This is a genomic window from Vibrio sp. ES.051 (assembly GCF_002563795.1).
Taxonomy (GTDB): Bacteria; Pseudomonadota; Gammaproteobacteria; order Enterobacterales; family Vibrionaceae; genus Vibrio.
In genome coordinates this window covers 894,746-914,160 of sequence record NZ_PDJL01000004.1, presented here as the reverse complement: position 1 = coordinate 914,160, position 19,415 = coordinate 894,746, and the positions used below count along the sequence as shown (strand labels likewise).

The 19,415-nt window shown below is 44.0% G+C and carries 19 protein-coding genes; 5 read left to right on the top strand and 14 right to left on the bottom strand.

Annotated elements, in window-relative coordinates; translation table 11 throughout:
- Positions 1–2: 2 nt before the first annotated feature.
- From mukE to cmoM, 3 genes are read right to left on the bottom strand one after another with little or no spacing between them, the layout of a single operon-like run.
- A complete protein-coding gene (mukE, locus tag ATG66_RS10685; RefSeq protein ID WP_179885637.1) occupies positions 3–728 on the bottom strand; it encodes a chromosome partition protein MukE in 726 nt (241 codons plus the stop codon).
- Positions 709–2,046 carry a chromosome partition protein MukF gene (gene mukF / locus ATG66_RS10680; RefSeq protein ID WP_098415277.1) on the bottom strand — a complete coding sequence of 446 codons (1,338 nt, stop codon included), beginning with the start codon at positions 2,044–2,046 and terminating at the stop codon, positions 709–711. The genes mukE and mukF overlap by 20 nt, the downstream gene beginning before the upstream one ends.
- Positions 2,047–2,048: 2 nt before the next feature.
- The gene (cmoM, locus tag ATG66_RS10675) at positions 2,049–2,840 is read right to left on the bottom strand and encodes a tRNA uridine 5-oxyacetic acid(34) methyltransferase CmoM (protein WP_098415896.1); all 792 of its coding nucleotides are present in this window, start codon (positions 2,838–2,840) and stop codon (positions 2,049–2,051) included.
- 114 nt (positions 2,841–2,954) lie between these two features.
- Between cmoM and elyC the strand changes: the two genes are divergently transcribed.
- On the top strand, positions 2,955–3,740 hold the full coding sequence (elyC, locus tag ATG66_RS10670) for an envelope biogenesis factor ElyC (RefSeq protein WP_098415276.1): 786 nt from the start codon (positions 2,955–2,957) through the stop codon (positions 3,738–3,740).
- A 109-nt stretch (positions 3,741–3,849) separates the two neighbouring features.
- Here elyC and mlc read toward each other — a convergent pair whose 3' ends face one another.
- Entirely contained in the window at positions 3,850–5,067 is a 1,218-nt protein-coding gene (gene mlc / locus ATG66_RS10665) for a sugar metabolism global transcriptional regulator Mlc (RefSeq protein ID WP_098415275.1), read from the bottom strand.
- 407 nt (positions 5,068–5,474) lie between these two features.
- Here mlc and pyk point away from each other — a divergent pair, with 407 nt between their 5' ends.
- A complete protein-coding gene (pyk, locus tag ATG66_RS10660) occupies positions 5,475–6,917 on the top strand; it encodes a pyruvate kinase (protein WP_098415274.1) in 1,443 nt (480 codons plus the stop codon).
- A gap of 74 nt (positions 6,918–6,991) precedes the next feature.
- Here pyk and ATG66_RS10655 read toward each other — a convergent pair whose 3' ends face one another.
- Positions 6,992–8,143 (bottom strand): patatin-like phospholipase family protein, encoded by a 1,152-nt coding sequence (locus tag ATG66_RS10655; protein ID WP_098415273.1) that lies wholly within the window; start codon positions 8,141–8,143, stop codon positions 6,992–6,994.
- Positions 8,144–8,186: 43 nt separating this feature from the next.
- The gene (cydH, locus tag ATG66_RS10650) at positions 8,187–8,279 is read right to left on the bottom strand and encodes a cytochrome bd-I oxidase subunit CydH (protein WP_098415272.1); all 93 of its coding nucleotides are present in this window, start codon (positions 8,277–8,279) and stop codon (positions 8,187–8,189) included.
- 127 nt (positions 8,280–8,406) lie between these two features.
- On the opposite strand from cydH, the gene ATG66_RS10645 reads away from it, so the two are divergent.
- From ATG66_RS10645 to ATG66_RS10635, 3 genes are all read left to right on the top strand, one after another.
- Positions 8,407–8,997 (top strand): outer membrane protein, encoded by a 591-nt coding sequence (locus ATG66_RS10645; RefSeq protein WP_098415271.1) that lies wholly within the window; start codon positions 8,407–8,409, stop codon positions 8,995–8,997.
- Between the two features lie 530 nt (positions 8,998–9,527).
- Complete coding sequence (locus ATG66_RS10640; RefSeq protein WP_098415270.1) at positions 9,528–10,994, top strand: sodium-dependent transporter; 1,467 nt, start codon at positions 9,528–9,530, stop codon at positions 10,992–10,994.
- Positions 10,991–11,086: a MetS family NSS transporter small subunit gene (locus tag ATG66_RS10635; RefSeq protein WP_098415269.1), complete on the top strand. Its 96-nt coding sequence runs from the start codon at positions 10,991–10,993 to the stop codon at positions 11,084–11,086. Before ATG66_RS10640 ends, ATG66_RS10635 begins: the two co-directional genes overlap by 4 nt.
- Positions 11,087–11,303: 217 nt before the next feature.
- On the opposite strand, the gene ATG66_RS10630 is transcribed toward ATG66_RS10635, so the two are convergent.
- The 8 genes from ATG66_RS10630 to fabF form a co-directional block, all read right to left on the bottom strand.
- Complete coding sequence (locus ATG66_RS10630; protein ID WP_098415268.1) at positions 11,304–11,705, bottom strand: hypothetical protein; 402 nt, start codon at positions 11,703–11,705, stop codon at positions 11,304–11,306.
- Between the two features lie 208 nt (positions 11,706–11,913).
- Positions 11,914–13,344, bottom strand: a complete 1,431-nt coding sequence (gene ptsG, locus ATG66_RS10625) for a PTS glucose transporter subunit IIBC (RefSeq protein WP_098415267.1) — start codon at positions 13,342–13,344, stop codon at positions 11,914–11,916.
- Positions 13,345–13,787: 443 nt separating this feature from the next.
- On the bottom strand, positions 13,788–14,555 hold the full coding sequence (locus ATG66_RS10620; protein WP_098415266.1) for a TatD family hydrolase: 768 nt from the start codon (positions 14,553–14,555) through the stop codon (positions 13,788–13,790).
- Positions 14,546–15,508, bottom strand: coding sequence for a DNA polymerase III subunit delta' (locus tag ATG66_RS10615; protein ID WP_098415265.1), 963 nt, complete (start codon positions 15,506–15,508; stop codon positions 14,546–14,548). The genes ATG66_RS10620 and ATG66_RS10615 overlap by 10 nt, the downstream gene beginning before the upstream one ends.
- A gap of 25 nt (positions 15,509–15,533) precedes the next feature.
- The gene (tmk, locus tag ATG66_RS10610; RefSeq protein ID WP_098415264.1) at positions 15,534–16,166 is read right to left on the bottom strand and encodes a dTMP kinase; all 633 of its coding nucleotides are present in this window, start codon (positions 16,164–16,166) and stop codon (positions 15,534–15,536) included.
- A complete protein-coding gene (mltG, locus tag ATG66_RS10605) occupies positions 16,167–17,180 on the bottom strand; it encodes an endolytic transglycosylase MltG (protein WP_098415263.1) in 1,014 nt (337 codons plus the stop codon).
- Positions 17,177–17,992 (bottom strand): aminodeoxychorismate lyase, encoded by an 816-nt coding sequence (pabC, locus tag ATG66_RS10600; protein ID WP_098415262.1) that lies wholly within the window; start codon positions 17,990–17,992, stop codon positions 17,177–17,179. Before pabC ends, mltG begins: the two co-directional genes overlap by 4 nt.
- Positions 17,993–18,097: 105 nt before the next feature.
- Positions 18,098–19,348: a beta-ketoacyl-ACP synthase II gene (fabF, locus tag ATG66_RS10595; protein WP_098415261.1), complete on the bottom strand. Its 1,251-nt coding sequence runs from the start codon at positions 19,346–19,348 to the stop codon at positions 18,098–18,100.
- Positions 19,349–19,415: the final 67 nt, after the last annotated feature.

Here is a 19,415-nt window from a genome sequence, read left to right as displayed (position 1 = left end):
GCTCATGCTTCACCCTCTTCTGTCATTTCTGCTTGGGCTTGTTCGTCTGACTCATCTTCAGACAACAGGCTGCCTTGGCTCGGCTCTTTAGTGTGCACGACCGCTTCGCCATCACGGATAAGACGTAGCTGTGCTTCACGCACGTCATCACCAACACGAACCTCAGCACCAAAACGGAATACCGCTTCACTGATACTGAACTTGCCGGTTTCACCAATGTTGATGAGCATACCAAGACGACGAAGACGACGAAGTGAAGTACGAACCTTCTCAAACAACTTCTCTTTATCCAGATCAGAGCCCGTCGCTCGGTTCGTTACCAGCTTTATCAGCTTGTTTTCATCTGCTAGAGCAAGCAATTCGTCGTAAAGCTCTTGGTTGGTGAAGATGCCTTCGTGTGCGAGACGCTCTGGGCTTAGGTAAAGGAAACACAGAACCTTACCCACCAACATATCTAGCTCAGACAGAACACTACGCCCAATCAAAGACGTTGAGCGTGGACGAAGATAGAAGAAACCTTCTGGCGCTTTCACCAACTCGGTGTTGTAGCGCTGGTAGAAAGACGAAAGCTCAAGTTCAAAATCCGACAACAATGCGTGGTTGTCGAGGTCTTCACTTGAGATATGACGCCCTGCTCGAAGCATGCTGTCTAGCGCTGGGAACAGAGGGTTAGAAATTGCTTTTGCCAGTTTATCTGACATGTATTCATTAGTATCGGTCGATGACATTCGCTTGTACCTTTGCCCCAAATTCATTGATTGCTTTCCAGTCTGGTTGAATCGCTTGGTAATCCGATTCCGAATACCCCAGACGCACGGCTTGATCAACAATAATTCGAGCTAAATCAAAATGATGAGTGTAAGGGTGCTGCACGAGGTAATCACGCAGTACCACACTCAAATCGATTGGTGCTTCTTGCTCTTTATGCGCTTTTAGCATGTCACCAATTCGCTCAGACAGCTCATCATTGACTTGTTGAAACTCTTCGTATTCTACTTCCATCGGAACCAGGCCAGTGACTTCGTCATCACGTAGCACCAACGCCTCGTCACGAAGGTCAGAGAGCCTTTCTGCATCGGCATAAATCAAATACCAAGGCATATCGAAGTAATCTTTGATGGATTGACGTAGACGCGAGCTAAACGCTCGGTTTTTATCCATATCAATGGCGGTACGAATAAACTTGTGGACGTGTCGGTCGTAACCAATCCAGAGGTCGATGGCTTGCTGGCCCCAACTCGTGATCCGGTCTAATTTCATTTGTAGACCGAATAGAGCTTCATCAATAAACTCCAACTCAGGATCACCGTAAACAAGCTCTTGGATGTCTAGGATCTGAGTTTGCAGCTCATCACTGGCGGCTTGCAGCGTATCTTGAAGTTCACGCAACGTGCTGGAGGTTTCTGATAGTAACGCTTCACAGTTATTAATCGCGTCACGCCAGTCTTTGTTCAACAGATCGGCGATCTGCAATTTAACCGACTGCTGCTGTTCATCCATCACACGTTGGTTCAGGTCTATTTGGTCGAAAATTTCGCACACGGAATATTTCAAAACCCCATATACGTTTTTCTTCCAATGGCCCGGCGTGCCACCTTGTTGTGCCGCGTCAATCGCCTTCGCCATCTCATCCGCTATCATGGATAGTTGGATAGATAAGCGAAGTTTCGAGAACTCACGATGACGCAAATAATGGTCGGTGATCCCTATCGCTAAAGGCGACAAGCGGTAAATACTCGCTCCGTCAGTGATCTCACTGACAAAACGGCTAATAAGGCGCTGCTTGACCATCTCGTTGACGGCGTTGTTCGCACGAAAAGCAGAGGCTTCACCAGTCTCATCAAAAAGTCGAGTGACGATGGCAAATGCGTCGTGCAATTCACCTTCACCCAGTTCTTCATCGAACCTTTCATTACTTAGTACAGCGATGGCTATCAAAAACGCCAATCGCTCAGTGGTCAGGTTCAACGAGAAATCGTGCTGCTTAACCCAGCCAACCAACTCATCGATTGGTTGCTCTGCAGCATTGAGAGTCATCTCACTCATTGTTATTCCTGTTTATCATTCTTTTTAGCCCACACGTGAATGTAGCGGCCTAATGAGAGGTATGGCTCTTGTCGACAAAGTTGTTTTTCTAGCGCCAACACATCTTCAAACTCGTAATCACCCATGTATTGCATATTGCCGATGTAATCACTGAACGAGCGAATACCAGATTTTCCACAAATACTAAAACCCGAGTCTTCTATCCATTGGTAGACCTCTTCAGGTTTTAAGCCTTTTTGCGGCTGTAGTTTAAATCTTTTTCGGTGAGGCATGCCGTCTAGAACATGAGGAATGTTGCCACAAACTACGTTTTTATAAACTAAACCATGGTGGTTGTAGAACATCACCGATGCGACGCCTCCCGGTTTTACTTGTTCTAGTACCGTTTCAAGTGCAGTCTTAGGGTCGACTAACCACTCCATCACGGCATGGAACATAACAAGATCCACCTGCGCCTCCATATACTCACCAATGGATTGGACAGGCGAATGAATCAGGCGATACTGCTCAAGCAAACCGTTTTTTTCAATATCCTGTTTGGCTAGCTGCAGCATTTCCGAAGATAGATCACATAAAGCAACACGATGTCCGAGCTTAGCAAGCTTTTGCGACATTTGTGCCAAACCACCACCAGCATCTAAAACATCTAGGGGTTGCTGCTCAGCATCTAATTCACTTAGAATCTGTAGAAAATCTTCCCACACAATGATTTGGCGGATCTCCCCTTTATCGGAGCCGTAAATATTTTTTGCAAATTTGTGGGCGATATCGTCGAAATTGCGGTCTTCTGTCACTTCTGCTGAGTTATCATAACGGATTGTGCCGCTATTCTGGCACAAGGAAAGCAGGAATAAAGAGGGGTATCCTCATTTTTATTATCAATTGATGTTTTTTCGGACTATTTATGTATGTTTGAGCTGAAAAAAGTAGTATCAGCCTTGTTTATGCCTCTACCGGCATTGCTGCTGATAGGTTTGGTGGGGCTTGCTCTCATTAGTTTTACTACCAAACGTAAAACTGGCTGTTTCGTTGTTCTGTTCTCTTTTGTCGGCATTTTCCTTGTTGCCTTTCAGCCTGTTTCAACTAAACTTCTTATGCCATTAGAGCGAGAGCATAAAGCTTTTTTGCCCGTCTCTGGCACTATCGACTACGTGATGGTTTTAGGGAATAGTCACGTCATCGATGACGAAATCCCTCCCACCTCTCAGTTAAGTCGTGCGGCGTTAATGCGCTTAACAGAAGGCATTCGTATTTTACGTATGTACCCAGGAGCTAAGTTCATTTTATCTGGCTATGCCGGGGGCTCTGAAATTAGTCATGCAAGGATGATGGCTAATGTTGCATTAGCATTAGGTGTTGCGAAATCGGATATTATTTTATTAGAAGATGCGAAAGACACATGGGAAGAAGCTCGGCAGGCAGCCGCTTTTGTCCAGCAAAAAGAGATTGTGTTAGTTACGTCGGCAAGCCATATGAGCCGAGCGCTGTATGAATTCCATGCCGCGGGCATAAAACCAATTCCAGCACCAACGAACTTCTTAGCGATTAGTGATATCAACCAACCTTGGGATAAATACTCCCCTAAAGCTCGTTACTTGGAACAAACTGAGCTTTATTGGCATGAGTATCTGGGCAGTATTTGGCAAAGATTACGTGACACCGTAGGCCAAACGCCGATGGTTGAGGCTGAATAAGCACATCACTCATCTCAGAGATGATCAAAAAAGGGTGAGCCGTTAGGCTTCACCCTAAGTTATCCTGAATGTAATAACTATATTCAAATAGTCTCAAGAGGTTTAATGATTAACCTTCAACAACCTTCATCAACAACTGACCATCGTAAAGCGCTTGCTTTATCAGTGCAGCACCTGGCATTGTCGCCTGCTTATAGAAACGTGACTCCACCAATTCTAAGTCTTGGTGATAAACAGGAAGGCTCTGCTCTTCAATACAACGGCGAACCGCTGGATAAAGGACTTCTTTCGCTTGATTAATAACCCCACCAATCAAAATCTTTTCTGGATTAAATAAATTAATCACAATAGCAATCGCGGAACCTAAATAGCGGCCAAGCTTTTCAATTACATCCACGGCTAAGATATCTCCGTTAGCTGCCGCTTCACAGATGCTTTCGATACTCATTTCCTCTTGCTCAGTAAGAATCGACGCTTCACCCTCAGCCAGTCGCCTTACCACTTCGTCACGAATCGCTTGCGAGCTTGCAACGGTTTCCAAACAGCCGATATTGCCACAGTGGCAACGCTTACCGTTTGGGTCGATTTGAATATGACCAAGTTCACCAATATTGCCATGACGACCCTGTAAAACGCGACCATCAAGAATAATCCCAGCACCTAAACCATGATGAATGGAGATAAGGACCGAGTTATCGTTTTCTTGGGAGTGACCAAACAGCTTTTCTGCTAATGCCCAAGCGCGGGTGTCATTAGCAATAAATACGGGTAAGCCCGTTGCTTTGTATATCTCTGGGCCCAACGCTAGATTTTCGACATTATAGTGAGGCATTTGCAGCACCACACCTTGTTCAGAGTTCACAAGGCCAGGCAGCGTAATTGCAATGCTGGTAACACGATCTAGTTGATCGGCATACGTTTGAAAAAATTCTTCAATTTCATAAAGTAAGCGTTCGAGTACGTCTTCTTGGTCACGTTCATGAATTTCGATTTTGGTATCGATAAGCACATCGCCACCCAGCTCATGAAGTGCAATGGTTAAATAACCACGACCTAAACGCATCGATAAGAATTGCCACCCCTCATTGTTGACCTGCAAACCCACGGCAGGTCGGCCACGACTTATGGCTTCTTGTACCGTCGTTTCATGAATCAAGTGTGCTTCAATTAATTCTCGCGTGATTTTGGTGATACTCGCAGGCGCAAGCTCACTCTGCTTTGATAAATCAATTCGAGAGATTGGACCCTTTAGGTCAATTAGTTTATATACACGACCAGCATTGACCTGTTTGATATGATCAATATGGCCCGGTTGAGCCATGTACATCTTGCACTCCGAAATTCTATAACGAGACAATTTTTTTACTTTGCGAACTAATTGTGAAGTGAATTAATAAATCCCCGTGACAAGCATCACGTATAAACCTGTTTGTTTGTGTATTCAATCAAATAACGAAGAATCTACTCCTGTTAAATTGTTTGAAAAATAACTTATTTTATTCACCAAATTAGGTGAACAGCACCCGCTCGTACTGAGCCTCCTTACAAAATAGGGACCAAGTTCTCTATGAAATATCTGCCGTTTTGTGAAGGTTACGCTTAATGTAAAACATTCTCTGCATATACTTAAATCCTAAACGCCACTGACCCAACTTAAAAACCGCCACTAAGCGGTCGGGTAAAATAAGAATAGAATTCGAGCAATTTTGATCACACACATTCATCGGAGAACCTATGACTTCCAAATTAAGACGAACCAAAATTGTCACCACGCTTGGTCCTTCAACGGATAAGGACAATGTACTTGAGGAGATCATCAAAGCCGGTGCGAACGTTGTCCGCATGAACTTTTCACATGGTACCAGTGAAGATCATATTAAACGCGCCAAAAACGTACGCGCTATTGCGGCAAAACTTGGACGTCAGGTAGCAATCCTTGGCGATTTACAAGGCCCAAAAATCCGCGTATCCACCTTTAAAGACGGCATCGTCATGCTCAATGTGGGTGATGCATTCACGTTAGACAGCGACCTACCCAAAGGCGAAGGTAATCAAGAGTCAGTCGGATTAGATTATAAAGAACTGCCACAAGATGTTTTACCCAATGACATCCTATTACTCGATGACGGACGCGTTCAACTGCAAGTGACCAGCGTAAAAGGCAATAAAGTCCATACACGCGTGGTTGTTGGTGGACCACTCTCCAACAACAAAGGCATCAATAAAAAGGGGGGAGGTTTATCAGCCGATGCGTTAACGGAAAAAGACAAAGCCGACATCATTACCGCTGCAAAAATTCAAGTCGATTACCTTGCTATTTCTTTCCCGCGCAATGGCGAGGACATGCATTATGCACGGCGATTAGCTCGAGACGCAGGTTTAGAGCCGATGTTAGTTGCCAAAGTGGAGCGTGCAGAAACCGTTGCAAGCAATGAAACTATTGACGACATTATTCTCGCATCCGATGTGGTGATGGTCGCTCGTGGCGACTTAGGGGTAGAAATTGGCGATCCTGAACTCATCGGCGTGCAGAAAAAACTGATTCGTCGTGCTCGCAGCCTAAATCGTATTGTCATCACCGCGACACAAATGATGGAATCAATGATTACCAACCCAATGCCAACTCGCGCCGAAGTAATGGACGTCGCCAATGCGGTTTTAGACGGCACCGATGCGGTCATGTTATCCGGAGAGACCGCTGCAGGTAAATTCCCGGTAGAAACCGTCAAGTCGATGGCTGAAGTATGTGCCGGGGCAGAAAAAATGTCTGAAGCAAGCCTATCGAATTACCGCTTAGACCGTACATTCGAGACTGCCGGAGAGACGATTGCTATGGCAACGATGTACTCTGCGAACCATATGGAAGGAATTGAAGCGATGATTTCGTTAACGGAGTCTGGTAGAACGGCTTTGCTGATGTCTCGCTTAAGCTCAGGCTTACCGATTTTTGCGCTCTCACGTAATGAATCAACCTTGAATCGAGCCGCTCTTTATCGTGGTGTAACACCAGTATATTTTGAATCGAATTGTGATGCAGGCTTACCAACAGCTCAAGCAGCGATTGCCAGCCTCAAGGAACAAGGCTTCTTGCATGAAGGTGATTTAGTCATCATCACTCAGGGTGATGTAATGGATGTTGTTGGCTCAACCAATTGCATGAGAATTCTGTCAGCATAAACTTTACGGATATGTAAGGGCTCCATTAGGAGGAAGCCCTTATGACTCCCATGCTCTGGTCTTATAATAAACGGTTACGCACTCTCTCTGTCATTAATGTTGATATTAAGCTGCTCATAAAGCTGAACAAGATTAAACCCAGCCTGGAGCCCAAGTTGATAATCATGCTCCAGTGATTCAGGATCACTTAGCAGAGAAGAAGCACGAAGCTCCTCTCTTGGTGCAATTTGCAAAATAAATGTATCGTCAGGCGGCGTAGACAAAAAAGCTTGGGTAAGCTCAAACGTTTGATAATGTATCATCAGCATGTCCGCCAACCCCGAATCAAAATTCTCACCAACCAAATGACTTAATCGATATAAATTGTCAGCGCCAAACAGCCAGCGTCCACCATTTAACAACATTTTTCCAGACAGTTTAGATTGATGAGTCGCATTGATTTTCTGCTGGAAGAAAAACGCCCAATCGGACTTCCATTGATTCACTTTTTGTTGCCAAGATTGCTGAACCGAGTTTATCGATTCACGATACCATTCGACAGGAACATCCCCCACTTCACTTTGCGCCCTAGCTTCAATCTCCGAAAATGGTTCGGTTCTAATAACAATAATGTTACGAGCGTTCTGACGCCAAGCCTCTTGAACAGGAATTGAGGCAGCAACTCCGCCATCAACAAACTTCGTGCCACCCACATCTACAGGACCATGATACAACTTAGGAACTGCACATGTAGCCAGCATAGTATTGAACCAAGCATCGCCTAAAATCGGCATATATTGGTCAGACAGCGTATCTACGTTAGTGACCGCAGCGAAGGCTCCCCTGCCCCCTAAAGCAGCACGACCCAAGTCGAGATCCAACTTGTAGGGAAAACCTTGAATTCTTTCTAGCGCCCACTCTAAACCTAAATACTGCTGCCTACGGATGTAGCGGAACAGGTTGAAGAACTCAGTAGAAGTCGTAAGATCGGTAATAAAAGCCTTTCCCATACCGTGTTGACGACATAAATAGGCACATAAGTTAAGTGCACCAGCAGAGGTGCCATAAAACTCATCGAAGGGATCAAAATTGGAAAGTAAAAAAGCATCTAATACCCCGGCGGTAAAAATCCCTCTCTGCCCTCCTCCTTGTGTGACTAGAGCGGTTTTGCCACGCCTAAAATGTTCATAAACATCTATGTCGAGCTCAGTATGGCTTTCGGTAATTATACCGCTGTTACGTATCATAGGCTGATGCCATTTCGTTAAAGCGTTTCGTGAAGTAGTTACCTTAAGTCGTTGTAATGGCAATAATTCCAAACGACAAAAGTACTGCAAAAACAATAACCACAATGATTAATGCGGATTTTAGATCGTGTTCCATATACACCTCCCTGAACTTTAACAAAAAAATAACACCAGTGTGAAACATGTTCAAGATCTGCTTGATTTAGTCGCACCAATTTGACTAAGCCATCACAATTAGTTTAGTCATGATAAGGAGATAAGACATGGACAATAAATTCCGTTGGCTTGTTGGAAGCCTGTTAGTCAGTTTGGCGGCAAACGCTCACGCCAACATTGCAATTACTCCCTTTGTCGGCTATGCGGGTGGCGGTCAAGTAGAAGATGAAAACGGAAATGCCTATGATTTTGACCCAGCGATAAACTACGCCTTGTCAATTGAAGCTCCATTTGAAATAGGTAAGATTGGGGTGTTTTACTCAAACCAATCCACAGGTCTTGAGCAACTATCAAATTCCGCCAATATTCATTATCTACAATTTCAAAGCAGTATTTATTACCCTATTCAACAAGGTTGGCAAGCCTATATTGGGGTTGGGGTTGGTGGGTCTTATACCGATGTTAATTGGGTGGATAACAAATATGGCTTCTCTGCTAGCGCTTTTACGGGCCTCGAATATGAGTTTTCAAAAAATGTCGCACTCACCGCTCAATTAAGGTGGCTTGGCACCGTGGTGGATAACGATACCTCTGGAGCCTGTACATTACCTAGCGATGGTTCAAGTTGCATCATTAAGTTTGATACCGATTGGATGAATCAATTTCAATCTAACATTGGCTTTAGTTTTCGCTTCTGAGTGACCATTATTTCGCTGCTCGCTTCCAAAGGTAACTCACTAAAACCAGCATTTTGGGATCACTTGATACAAAGTATTATCTAGTGGGTGTACAAAATATAGACGTACACCCTAAATTCAAAAAATAGTCTATAAAACTAGAGAAACAATAAATACTCAGTCGTTTATCCCTATTAACCCTCAAAAACCCAGCACAAATCAACCAGCAAGCTGTAATTTAACAAGATTAAAACCACACAACACAGCACTATTAACATTTATATTCTATTGCGCTCACTATTATTCGAAGTTAGTCTACTTAACGAAACAGATAAATATTTCAGTTTTATCAAACACACATCAAACTATTAAGATTAAACATCTAATTCCCTTACAGATTAACAGAATATAACTCTGCAAATGGATAATAATATAGAATTAAGGGCAGACAATCTGATGGATAACAGTTGTCCTTTCTTTTAACAATTTGCTCAGTATTACTGTGTCACAGAGGGAGCTTCATTCCTTAGGGAGTAGTATAGGAGTCAAATATGAAGCGAGAACAATGGGGATCCCGAGCGGGATTCATTTTAGCAGCAGTCGGGTCTGCTATCGGGTTGGGAAACATCTGGCGTTTCCCATATATGGCGTATGAGAACGGTGGTGGCGCATTTTTTATTCCTTACCTTTTTGCCATGATCACTGCCGGTATTCCATTCATGATCCTCGAATTCAGTATGGGACAAAAATATCGTGGTTCGGCACCAAAAACGTTAGCAAAGATCCACTCCAAATTTGAGTGGCTTGGTTGGTTTCAAGTGGGTGTTGCCGCAGTCATCGGCGTTTACTATGTGGCCGTTATCGGCTGGTCAATTTCTTACTTTGGGTTGTCATTTACCCAAGGCTGGGGAACTGATACCAATGCGTTTTTCTTCAGTGAATACCTAAAGTTAGGTGACAATTCACCTACAGAGCTGGGTAGCATTCAATGGAAGATTGCGTTGTCGATAATGATTGCTTGGGCTATCACTTACACCGCCATTGCCAAGGGTGTAAAATCCGGAATTGAGCGTGCATCAAAAGTCATGATGCCAGTCTTATTCTTGATGGTGATTTTCTTAATCGGACGCATGGTGCTGCTACCAGGAGCATTGGATGGTGTGAACTACATGTTCGAGCCTGACTTCAGCAAAATCTGGGACGTAAAAGTATGGGCAGCCGCATATGGCCAGATTTTCTTTACCCTAAGTATTGGTTTCGCCATTATGTTGGCATATTCAAGCTACTTACCTGAGAAATCAGACATCACGAATAACGCCTTTATGACGGTGTTGATTAATTGTGGTTTCTCCATTCTCGCCGGTATCATGATCTTCTCTGTCTTGGGTTATATGGCTCAAGAACAAGGTAAACCGCTAACCGAAGTCGTTTCTGCTGGTGTTGGCCTTGCTTTTGTTACATTACCTGCCGCAATTAACCTGTTACCTGCGCCATATATTCTTGGTCCTCTGTTCTTCTTCGCATTGGTTGTTGCGGGCCTAAGTTCACACATATCCATTATGGAGGCCGTTACATCAGCGATTATCGATAAGCTTAAATGGAGCCGTAAGAAAGCGGCAAACGTAGTGATTGGAACAGGTTTTGTTGTTTCTATGGCGTTTGCTACCAATGGTGGCCTGCTGCTGCTCGACCTTGTTGACCATTTTGCAAACAACGTTGGCATCATGGTTGGTGCCTTAATTGAAATCGTACTGATGGCATGGCTATTGAAGCGTGTACCGGAAGTTCGTGATTACGTGAATCAACGCTCTGACTTTTCTGTTGGTCAATGGTTCGAGATCTGCTTACGCTTCGTGACACCTATCATGCTCGCTACCATCTTAGCAACGAAGCTTTATGCGCTATTTACCGAAGGCTACGGTGGCTATGATCTAACATTGGGCTGGGCGCTGATTGCAGCACTCTTCACCTTTGGCCTAGTGATCAATGCAGTAAACCGCAAGGAGACAGAAAAATGACAATCAGTGCAATTATTATGATGGTAATTGGTTTGGGAATGACTTGGGGCGGCGCGGCCTTTTGTATCAAGCGAGCCATGGATAAGCAATAATTTAATAGGTAAAACGTCGGCAAGCAGCCGACGTTTTTTATATTAACCATCGTAAATCAGTGGTCATGAATGGTGCAGGAAAGCACTCGAGAACAAGGCATATTGTTCAACAAAGCGGTGACGTTACGAGCAATGCCATTCATAAAAAAGTTAACACCGTTATCGAGTCGTTTAATAAGCTAAGATGACCAGTGATTTACTGTATATCCAATTACATTTAGAAACGGTATTTGATACCAACGGCACCACCAAGCTGTAAGTCAGCGCCTTTATAAAGATCGAGTTCTGGGTGTATTTGCCCATAAACATCCCAGCCATTCGATAGATCCCAGTTCACACCAAGTGGCACTCGCACACCAAATTCATCATCCCATTCATACCAGCCACCGACGCCAACATACCACGTCACAGGTACGTTTTGCTCAAATCTTCCACGCTTAGCAATATAGTCAAACGCCATACCGTCGTTACCGATAATGCCACGGTATTTATTGTCCAGTTCCACTACAACACTTAACTGTTGATCAACAGCCATACCAACCGACAAATTAGTCGGTTCATTTGCCGCCATTGTACTTCCAGAAATGAATCCTGCGACAAGAATTAGTTTGTTCTTCATACATGTCATCACTTATTTAAAAACACCATGCACTATTCAAACATAATGAGTTTTCATTATGTCAACGATGAGTAAGCTCAGCGTATAAAAAGACAGACAAAAGTGAAGATGAGTTTAAGATCACATTCGTGATCAAGCTTATAAGCACCTACCTCGAAACTAAAAAAGGAGGCCTTAGCCTCCTTTTGATAATTATGAATGGTTGTAATTATCCGTGGTTACGAATCCACTCATCCATTTCTGTTTTCAGATTGTCAGACTTAGTACCAAAGATAGCCTGAACACCACCAGCAACAATAACAACACCAGCAGCGCCAAGTTGTTTTAATTTGTCTTGGTCTACCGCCGCGGTATCCGCAACTGCGACACGTAGACGAGTGATACATGCATCTAGGCCAGTAATGTTTGCTTTACCACCGAATGCTGCAACCAGTTCGCCTCCCATATCAGAATCTGAAGTTGCGACTGCACTTTCAGACTCATCTTCACGGCCAGGCGTTTTTAGATCCAGCGAAGTGATAACTCCGCGGAACACTACGTAGTAAATTGCAGCGTAAACGAGACCAACACCAACCATTAGAACCATCTTCTGAGCGTTACCAGATAGCACTAGGAAATCGATCAGACCATGAGAGAAAGATGTACCGTGTACAAAGCCTAGAGTGTTCGAAACAATGTAGGCAGAACCCGCTAGTAGAGCGTGGATACCGTATAGTAGTGGAGCAACGAACAGGAATGAGAATTCGATAGGCTCAGTGATACCAGTTAGGAATGAAGTCAGAGCTGCTGACGCCATGATACCCATTACTTTCGCGCGGTTTTCTGGTTTAGCACAGTGAGCAATCGCAATTGCTGCCGCTGGTAGACCAAACATCTTAAACATGTAACCACCGGCTAGCTGACCGAAGCCATTACCAGCAGCACGAGATGCTTCGTCGGCAACTAGGTAACAAGTCAGAACGCCGTTTTGAGTTTCACCTGCAGCGTTAACACAAGTACCCGCTTCGAAGAAGAACGGTACATTCCATACGTGGTGAAGACCGAATGGAATTAGAGAACGCTCAACCACCCCATAGATACCGAATGCTAGTTGTGGATTTTGGTGCGCAGCCCAGTCAGAGAATGCAGAGATTGCACCGCCGATTGGTGGCCAAATGACAGAAAGGATTACACCAAGAAAAATCGCTGCGAAACCAGTGATAATTGGCACAGCACGCTTACCAGCAAAGAAGCCAAGATACTCTGGAAGCTGGATTTTGAAAAAACGGTTGAATGCCCAAGCAGAAATACCACCGACGAGTATACCGCCTAGTACACCAGTTTGGATTTTTTCAACACCCATAACGCCAGCCATAACGCTTAGCGTCGCGGTCATGATACCGTAACCAACGATTGCAGCTAGACCTGCCACACCGTCGTTATTAGTGAAACCTAGTGCCACGCCTACGGCGAATAGAAGTGCCATTTGGCCGAATACTGAACCACCAGCTTGTTCCATTAGATCAGAAACAATCTCTGGAATAAAGCTTAGATGGGCAGCACCGACACCTAGTAAAATACCTGCAACTGGTAAAACTGATACTGGAAGCATCAGCGACTTACCAACTTTTTGCAGGTTCGCAAAAAGGTTCTTAAACATGTTTATGCTCCTGATAAATTTATAAGTATTATTTGGGCACTAACGGCACACCCCCGTAGCCTAAAGGTTAGCACCCTATGAAAATGTAACCACAACTGCATTATATTTTCCGGCTCTAAATATATATTGATGACCCTCAAACTTTCTATACAGCTACGAAATTTAGTTTCAAAACAAGTCTTAGATCACACCCCAAAATAGCCAATGAAAAGGTTTGCATCCATATTAAGCATTGTTTTAAAAGACTTTTTTTATTTATATGATTAATTTTAAGGCGTAAATAAAATACATGTCAATGTTATTTTTAGTAACAAAACTACATTTGTGACTTTTGAATACTATTAAATCAACATTTTTAGTAAACATTAAACCAAAGGGACTCTTTGATGGATTTACAAACAAAAAAGGAACTTTCGTTCCTTTTTTATGCTTTCATCCGTTTTTCATCGCAAAAAAAGATCTCGGAAGTTTTCGGTGGTTTTTTGTGCAACTTCCGAAAGAGAACACGATTTTAACTGTGCAATATAAGAGGCAACCTCAACAACATAAGCGGGTTGGTTCTCTTTCCCGCGATGAGGAACAGGTGCCAAATAAGGTGAATCTGTCTCAATAAGCAGTTTGTCCAAAGGCAAAGCCTTGACCACTTCTTTTAGTTCAGTAGCCTGCCGAAAAGTCACAATGCCAGAGATTGAGATATAGAAACCTAAATCCAGAGCAGCTTGTGCAAATGGTAGGTCTTCGGTAAAACAATGGATTACGCCACCACACTTTTCTGCCCCACCGTTACGTAAAATTTCTAAGGTATCCGCACGAGCGTTTCTGGTATGGATAATTAATGGTTTGTTAAGCTCCACCGCAAGATCAACGTGTTGCTCAAAGCGCTCTTTTTGTAACGCGGCGATCTCTGGCTTGTAATGGTAATCTAAGCCAGTCTCACCTATGGCGACGACTTTTTCATTCGAAGCATGGTGACGTAACATGTCCATCGAAAAGTCACTTTCAACATCAAGTGGGTGTACACCGCACGAAGCGTAAACATTCTCATAAGGCTCGATCATTTCCATCATTTTCGGGAAAGAATCCAGTGTTACTCCCACAGAAAGTAGCTCAGTTACCTTTGCTTGTTTAGCTTTGTTAATAACGTCTTCAACATTGATGTGAAGATCGTCGTAATTCAATTTGTCTAAATGACAATGCGAATCTACGAACATAATGCCTCTCGTGATTCAATTAACCAGTTCATTGATAGTAGCTCAAGGTTTAGACCTGGAAAGGCTTGTACCTGAGCTTTGAGGTCCATCAGCGCCTTCGCTGATGAATACAAACCGTTATAGTTGTTCGGTTGAAACTTTATAGCGCCAGGAAGCATTTGTGCTTCTGATACACCAAACAACGCTTTCTGAGCGTCTGTCAGTAAATACCATGCCCAGTCTAGTGATTTCTCCGAGTGTTTAACCATTAAAGAAACACACTCAGAAATATCTGAGACAGGAGAAGACATCGCCTTAATAAGGCTACGCTCAAAAGCCAAATAGGCATCGAGATCGCCATTATTTAACGCATCCAATGTTTTTATCGGAGAGCCCATATTCAGTTTTAAGGCATAAGCAGGAACTTGCTGTGCCCCTTTTTCGAGCATCCATTGCATCGCTTGTTCCGTTGACGGCGGCGCAACAACCCAGTGTTGGCAACGGCTACGAATCGTTGGAAGCAGACGATTCTGATTGTGGGTAACGAGCAAAAACAAGCACTTTGCCCCAGGCTCTTCTAGCGTTTTTAACAATGCATTCGATGCCGACTCGTTCATTGCGTCAGCCGGTTCGATCACGAATAAACGATAACCATTGAGCTGAGACGACTCTTGAGCGAGACGGTTGCAAGTACGAATTTGCTCAACCGTTATCGCCTTGCCTTCTTTCTCTGGCTTAATCCAGTGCAAGTCAGGGTGACTTTGGGAATGATTTAATTGGCAGCTATGGCAAAAACCACATGCTTCATCGCTGTAATTTTGACAAAAAAGTACCTGACTAAAAAGCTCAACTAGCTTTTCTACGGCCAAGCCCGGATCACTCTGCAGTAAAAGGGCTCCCGGTATTTTGTCCGAACCCAACCCTACTTTGAGGTTATCCCAAACAGGCTTCAGCCATGGGTAATCATTTAACATGAGTCACCTAAAATCCACATTTCACTTATTGACAAGACAGCCATTCATTTAAAGCACCTTTAATATTGCGAGAGACTTCTTCAATACTTTGCTCTGCATCGATAACAACAATTGAAGGATCGTTATGCGCTATTTCTAAATAACGTTCACGTGTACGTTCAAAGAAGCCGATATCCATTTTCTCGATACGATCAAGCTCACCTCTTCCACGTGCACGCTCAAGTCCTACTCGAGGATCGATATCCATATAAAGTGTGAAAGCGGGTTTAAACTCACCGAGTGTTGTATCACGCAAACTTTTCATCAAAGCCGCATCAATTTGGCGACCGCCCCCCTGATACGCTTGAGAAGACATGTCATGGCGATCCCCCACCACCCACTGACCGTTAGCCAAGGCTGGCTTGATCACATTTTCAACCAACTGAACACGTGCGGCGTAAAGTAGCAGTAGCTCCGTCATGTCTTGTAGCTCTTCACCTTCATGCTCTTCCTTGACCAGAGCACGCATTTTTTCAGCCAGAGGGGTTCCGCCTGGCTCACGGGTATTAATGATATTATCAATCCCCGCTTGATTTAACGTGTCCAATACCGTTTTAATCGCAGTGCTCTTCCCCGCGCCTTCTAGGCCCTCAACGACAATAAAATTTGCTTGCATCATTTATTTCTTTCTTAGTTCTCTTAAATAGGCTCGTACGGCACGATTGTGCTCAGCAAGGGATTTGGAAAAGACATGTCCGCCCTTACCGCTCGCGACAAAATAAAGGTATTTACTTTTCTCTGGATTCAATGCCGCCTTAATCGACGCTTCCCCAGCCATGGCAATCGGTGTAGGTGGCAGGCCGTTAATCACGTAAGTATTGTAAGGTGTGGCTGTGCGCAAATCTTTCTTTCGAATGTTACCGTCGTATTCGTCACCCATTCCGTAAATCACCGTTGGATCCGTTTGGAGTCGCATACCTTTATTCAAGCGATTCACAAACACAGAAGCGACGCGCTCACGTTCAGTATCAATCGCCGTTTCTTTTTCGATAATAGACGCCAGAGTCAAGGCTTCATATTTATCTTGAAGCGGGAGATCTTCTTGGCGCGTCTCCCAGTTCATATCTAAAATTTTATTTAGCTTACGATGTGCCCGTTTTAATAACTCACTTTCGCTGGCACCAGCGGTGTAATGATAGGTTTCAGCTAAGAATAATCCTTCCAACTTATCACGTTCAATTCCTAGCTTAAATGCCATCTCTTTTTCAGATAGACCCGTTAAGTCGTGGTCTATATGAGGCGCAGTTTTGAGCTGTTCAATCCACTCGGAAAAACGACTTCCTTCAACAAAAGTAATCGCAAATTGATGCTCCTTTCCGGTATTAAGATGCTCTAATACTTGGTACAACGACATTTTGGGATCGAGTAAGTAGGTACCCGATCGAACTTGTAAAAGTTCTGAATAAAGATGAGGTATTAAGCGTGTATATTCAGACGCTTCTATTACTTTATTTTCCACTAAATCACGTATGACGTGGTGAAAACTTGTGCCATTCTCTATTGTAAATAGCTGAGGTTGCTCTAATAGAACTGGCTTTTCAACGTATTGTTTCGCCTGTGAAACAACGTAAAAAACAGCTGCTGCACCGATCATTGCCATCAGCACAACAAAAACCAACAGTTTTTTAATCACGTAGTTAAATTCCCTTGCAGTCGTTGAGTCAATTTTCCAATAGGAAATAAAATTTTACTGTTGGATTCTGTGATGCTGCGAATAGGCACGACACCCAACAATGAATTACACATGAATGCCTCATCAGCATCCAAGAGGTCTGAGAGACTAAAAGCGTCCACTACCATCTCCGTATTGATAACCTTTAGGTATTCAAAAACCTTACGGCGCATTACGCCCGCGACGCCTGACTGCGTCAGTTCTGGAGTGAACACTTTATTACCTTTAACCCAAAAAAGGTTGGCCATTGTAGTTTCAATGACATGATTTTGCACATTTAACGTCACTGCGTCCGAAAATTCAGAGTTATCAATTTCCGCCTTTGCGAGAATCTGCTCTAAACGGTTGTTATGCTTGTGCCCTGCAAGTAAAGGTTGAATACCAAGACGCATCTCACAAACGCCTAAATGCACACCTGTCTTTCGCCATGCTGAGTAATGAGAAGGAAAAACAAAATTGGAAATGGTCACCACCGGACCTTCTATCCCATTCGGACTGTATCCTCGCCCTCCGACCCCACGACTGACGTGAATTTTTATACCCGCTCGCTCATTAGACAGTGCGGCACGCAGAGCCCAATCATGCACGACTTGCCAGTCAGGTAAAGGTATCTGCAATGTTTGAAGACAAGAATCCATACGCTCGATGTGTTCGGGCCAGTAAGCCAACTTACCGTATTTGGTCAAGATTGTAGTAAAGCAGCCGTCCCCATACTGAAAGGAACGATCTCCTAATGATACATGCGTCTGTGGAACGCCATTTACCCAAAACATTCACTTACCTTCAGTTGCAGACAACAAATAAAACAAAACGGCTCAATGCTAAGCATCGAGCCGTTAGAATACAAGTTTCACTTATCTAAATAAGGTTAGATAGTGTTACTCTGCGATTTTTTTGAAGATCAAAGAACCGTTTGTACCACCAAAGCCAAATGAATTACAGATTGCGTATTCCATACCTTCAACTTTGCGCGCTGTATGCGGCACAAGGTCGATGTCTAGACCTTCTTCTGGATCATCTAGGTTGATCGTTGGTGGAACGATTTGGTCGACTAGAGACATCACCGTGATGATAGCTTCCACAGAACCTGCTGCCCCTAGTAGATGACCAGTCATAGATTTTGTTGAAGACACAAGTACTTGCTTCGCACCTTCTACACCAAGAGCACGTTTCACGCCCTTGATTTCTGCAACGTCGCCTGCCGGCGTTGAAGTACCATGTGCGTTTACGTAGCCCACTTGAGTACCTGAGATGTTCGCGTCACGCATTGCCGCTTCCATCGCAAGCGCACCACCAGAGCCGTCTTCGCTTGGAGAAGTCATGTGATAAGCATCACCGGACATACCAAAGCCAACTAGCTCAGCATAGATCTTCGCACCACGAGCCTTCGCATGTTCATACTCTTCAACAACCATAACACCAGCACCGTCACCAAGAACGAAGCCATCACGGCCTTTATCCCATGGACGAGATGCTTTCTGAGGATCGTCATTCCGAGTCGACAGTGCTTTAGCTGCACCGAAGCCAGCCATACCGAGCGGCGTGGACGCTTTTTCTGCACCACCAGCAACCATCACATCTGCATCACCGTATGCGATCATGCGTGCTGCATGACCAATGTTGTGCAATCCTGTTGTACATGCAGTAGAAATCGCGATGTTTGGACCACGAAGACCACGCATGATAGATAGGTTACCTGCAACCATATTTACGATGGTCGAAGGAACAAAAAACGGACTAACTTTACGAGGGCCTTTTTCAACTAATGCAGTATGACCAGTTTCGATAAGGTCTATACCACCAATGCCTGAGCCAATAGCAACACCAACTCGAGCTGCATTTTCTTCGGTAATTTGTAAGCCAGAATGATCAAGTGCTTGGATACCCGCTGCAATGCCGTACTGGATAAATAGATCCATCTTACGAGCATCTTTTTTAGACATGTATTCTGTGCAATCGAAATCTTTAATAAGACCTGCAAAACGAGTTGAGAAGTTCGTAGTATCGAAGTGATCAATATTTACGATACCGCTTTGACCTTCTAGCAGGGCTTTCCAAGATGATTCTACTGTGTTGCCTACCGGTGACAACATACCCATGCCAGTGACAACTACACGACGCTTGGACACGATATAATTCTCCGGGAATTGAATATTTCTATGAGAGGATAGAAGAGGTTAGAAAGAACACAGGCGG

What these genes read in the sequence shown, in the direction of transcription:
- ATG66_RS10640 (WP_098415270.1), top strand. Translation starts at nt 9,528, where the DNA reads ATGAAGCGAGAACAATGGGGATCCCGAGCGGGATTCATTTTAGCAGCA.
- ptsG (WP_098415267.1), bottom strand. Translation starts at nt 13,344, where the DNA reads ATGTTTAAGAACCTTTTTGCGAACCTGCAAAAAGTTGGTAAGTCGCTG.
- pabC (WP_098415262.1), bottom strand. Translation starts at nt 17,992, where the DNA reads ATGTTTTGGGTAAATGGCGTTCCACAGACGCATGTATCATTAGGAGAT.
- tmk (WP_098415264.1), bottom strand. Translation starts at nt 16,166, where the DNA reads ATGATGCAAGCAAATTTTATTGTCGTTGAGGGCCTAGAAGGCGCGGGG.
- ATG66_RS10635 (WP_098415269.1), top strand. Translation starts at nt 10,991, where the DNA reads ATGACAATCAGTGCAATTATTATGATGGTAATTGGTTTGGGAATGACT.
- mukF (WP_098415277.1), bottom strand. Translation starts at nt 2,046, where the DNA reads ATGAGTGAGATGACTCTCAATGCTGCAGAGCAACCAATCGATGAGTTG.
- mlc (WP_098415275.1), bottom strand. Translation starts at nt 5,067, where the DNA reads ATGTACATGGCTCAACCGGGCCATATTGATCATATCAAACAGGTCAAT.
- elyC (WP_098415276.1), top strand. Translation starts at nt 2,955, where the DNA reads ATGTTTGAGCTGAAAAAAGTAGTATCAGCCTTGTTTATGCCTCTACCG.
- ATG66_RS10630 (WP_098415268.1), bottom strand. Translation starts at nt 11,705, where the DNA reads ATGAAGAACAAACTAATTCTTGTCGCAGGATTCATTTCTGGAAGTACA.
- cydH (WP_098415272.1), bottom strand. Translation starts at nt 8,279, where the DNA reads ATGGAACACGATCTAAAATCCGCATTAATCATTGTGGTTATTGTTTTT.
- ATG66_RS10615 (WP_098415265.1), bottom strand. Translation starts at nt 15,508, where the DNA reads ATGTTAAATGATTACCCATGGCTGAAGCCTGTTTGGGATAACCTCAAA.
- pyk (WP_098415274.1), top strand. Translation starts at nt 5,475, where the DNA reads ATGACTTCCAAATTAAGACGAACCAAAATTGTCACCACGCTTGGTCCT.
- ATG66_RS10645 (WP_098415271.1), top strand. Translation starts at nt 8,407, where the DNA reads ATGGACAATAAATTCCGTTGGCTTGTTGGAAGCCTGTTAGTCAGTTTG.
- ATG66_RS10655 (WP_098415273.1), bottom strand. Translation starts at nt 8,143, where the DNA reads ATGATACGTAACAGCGGTATAATTACCGAAAGCCATACTGAGCTCGAC.
- mukE (WP_179885637.1), bottom strand. Translation starts at nt 728, where the DNA reads ATGTCATCGACCGATACTAATGAATACATGTCAGATAAACTGGCAAAA.
- ATG66_RS10620 (WP_098415266.1), bottom strand. Translation starts at nt 14,555, where the DNA reads ATGTTCGTAGATTCGCATTGTCATTTAGACAAATTGAATTACGACGAT.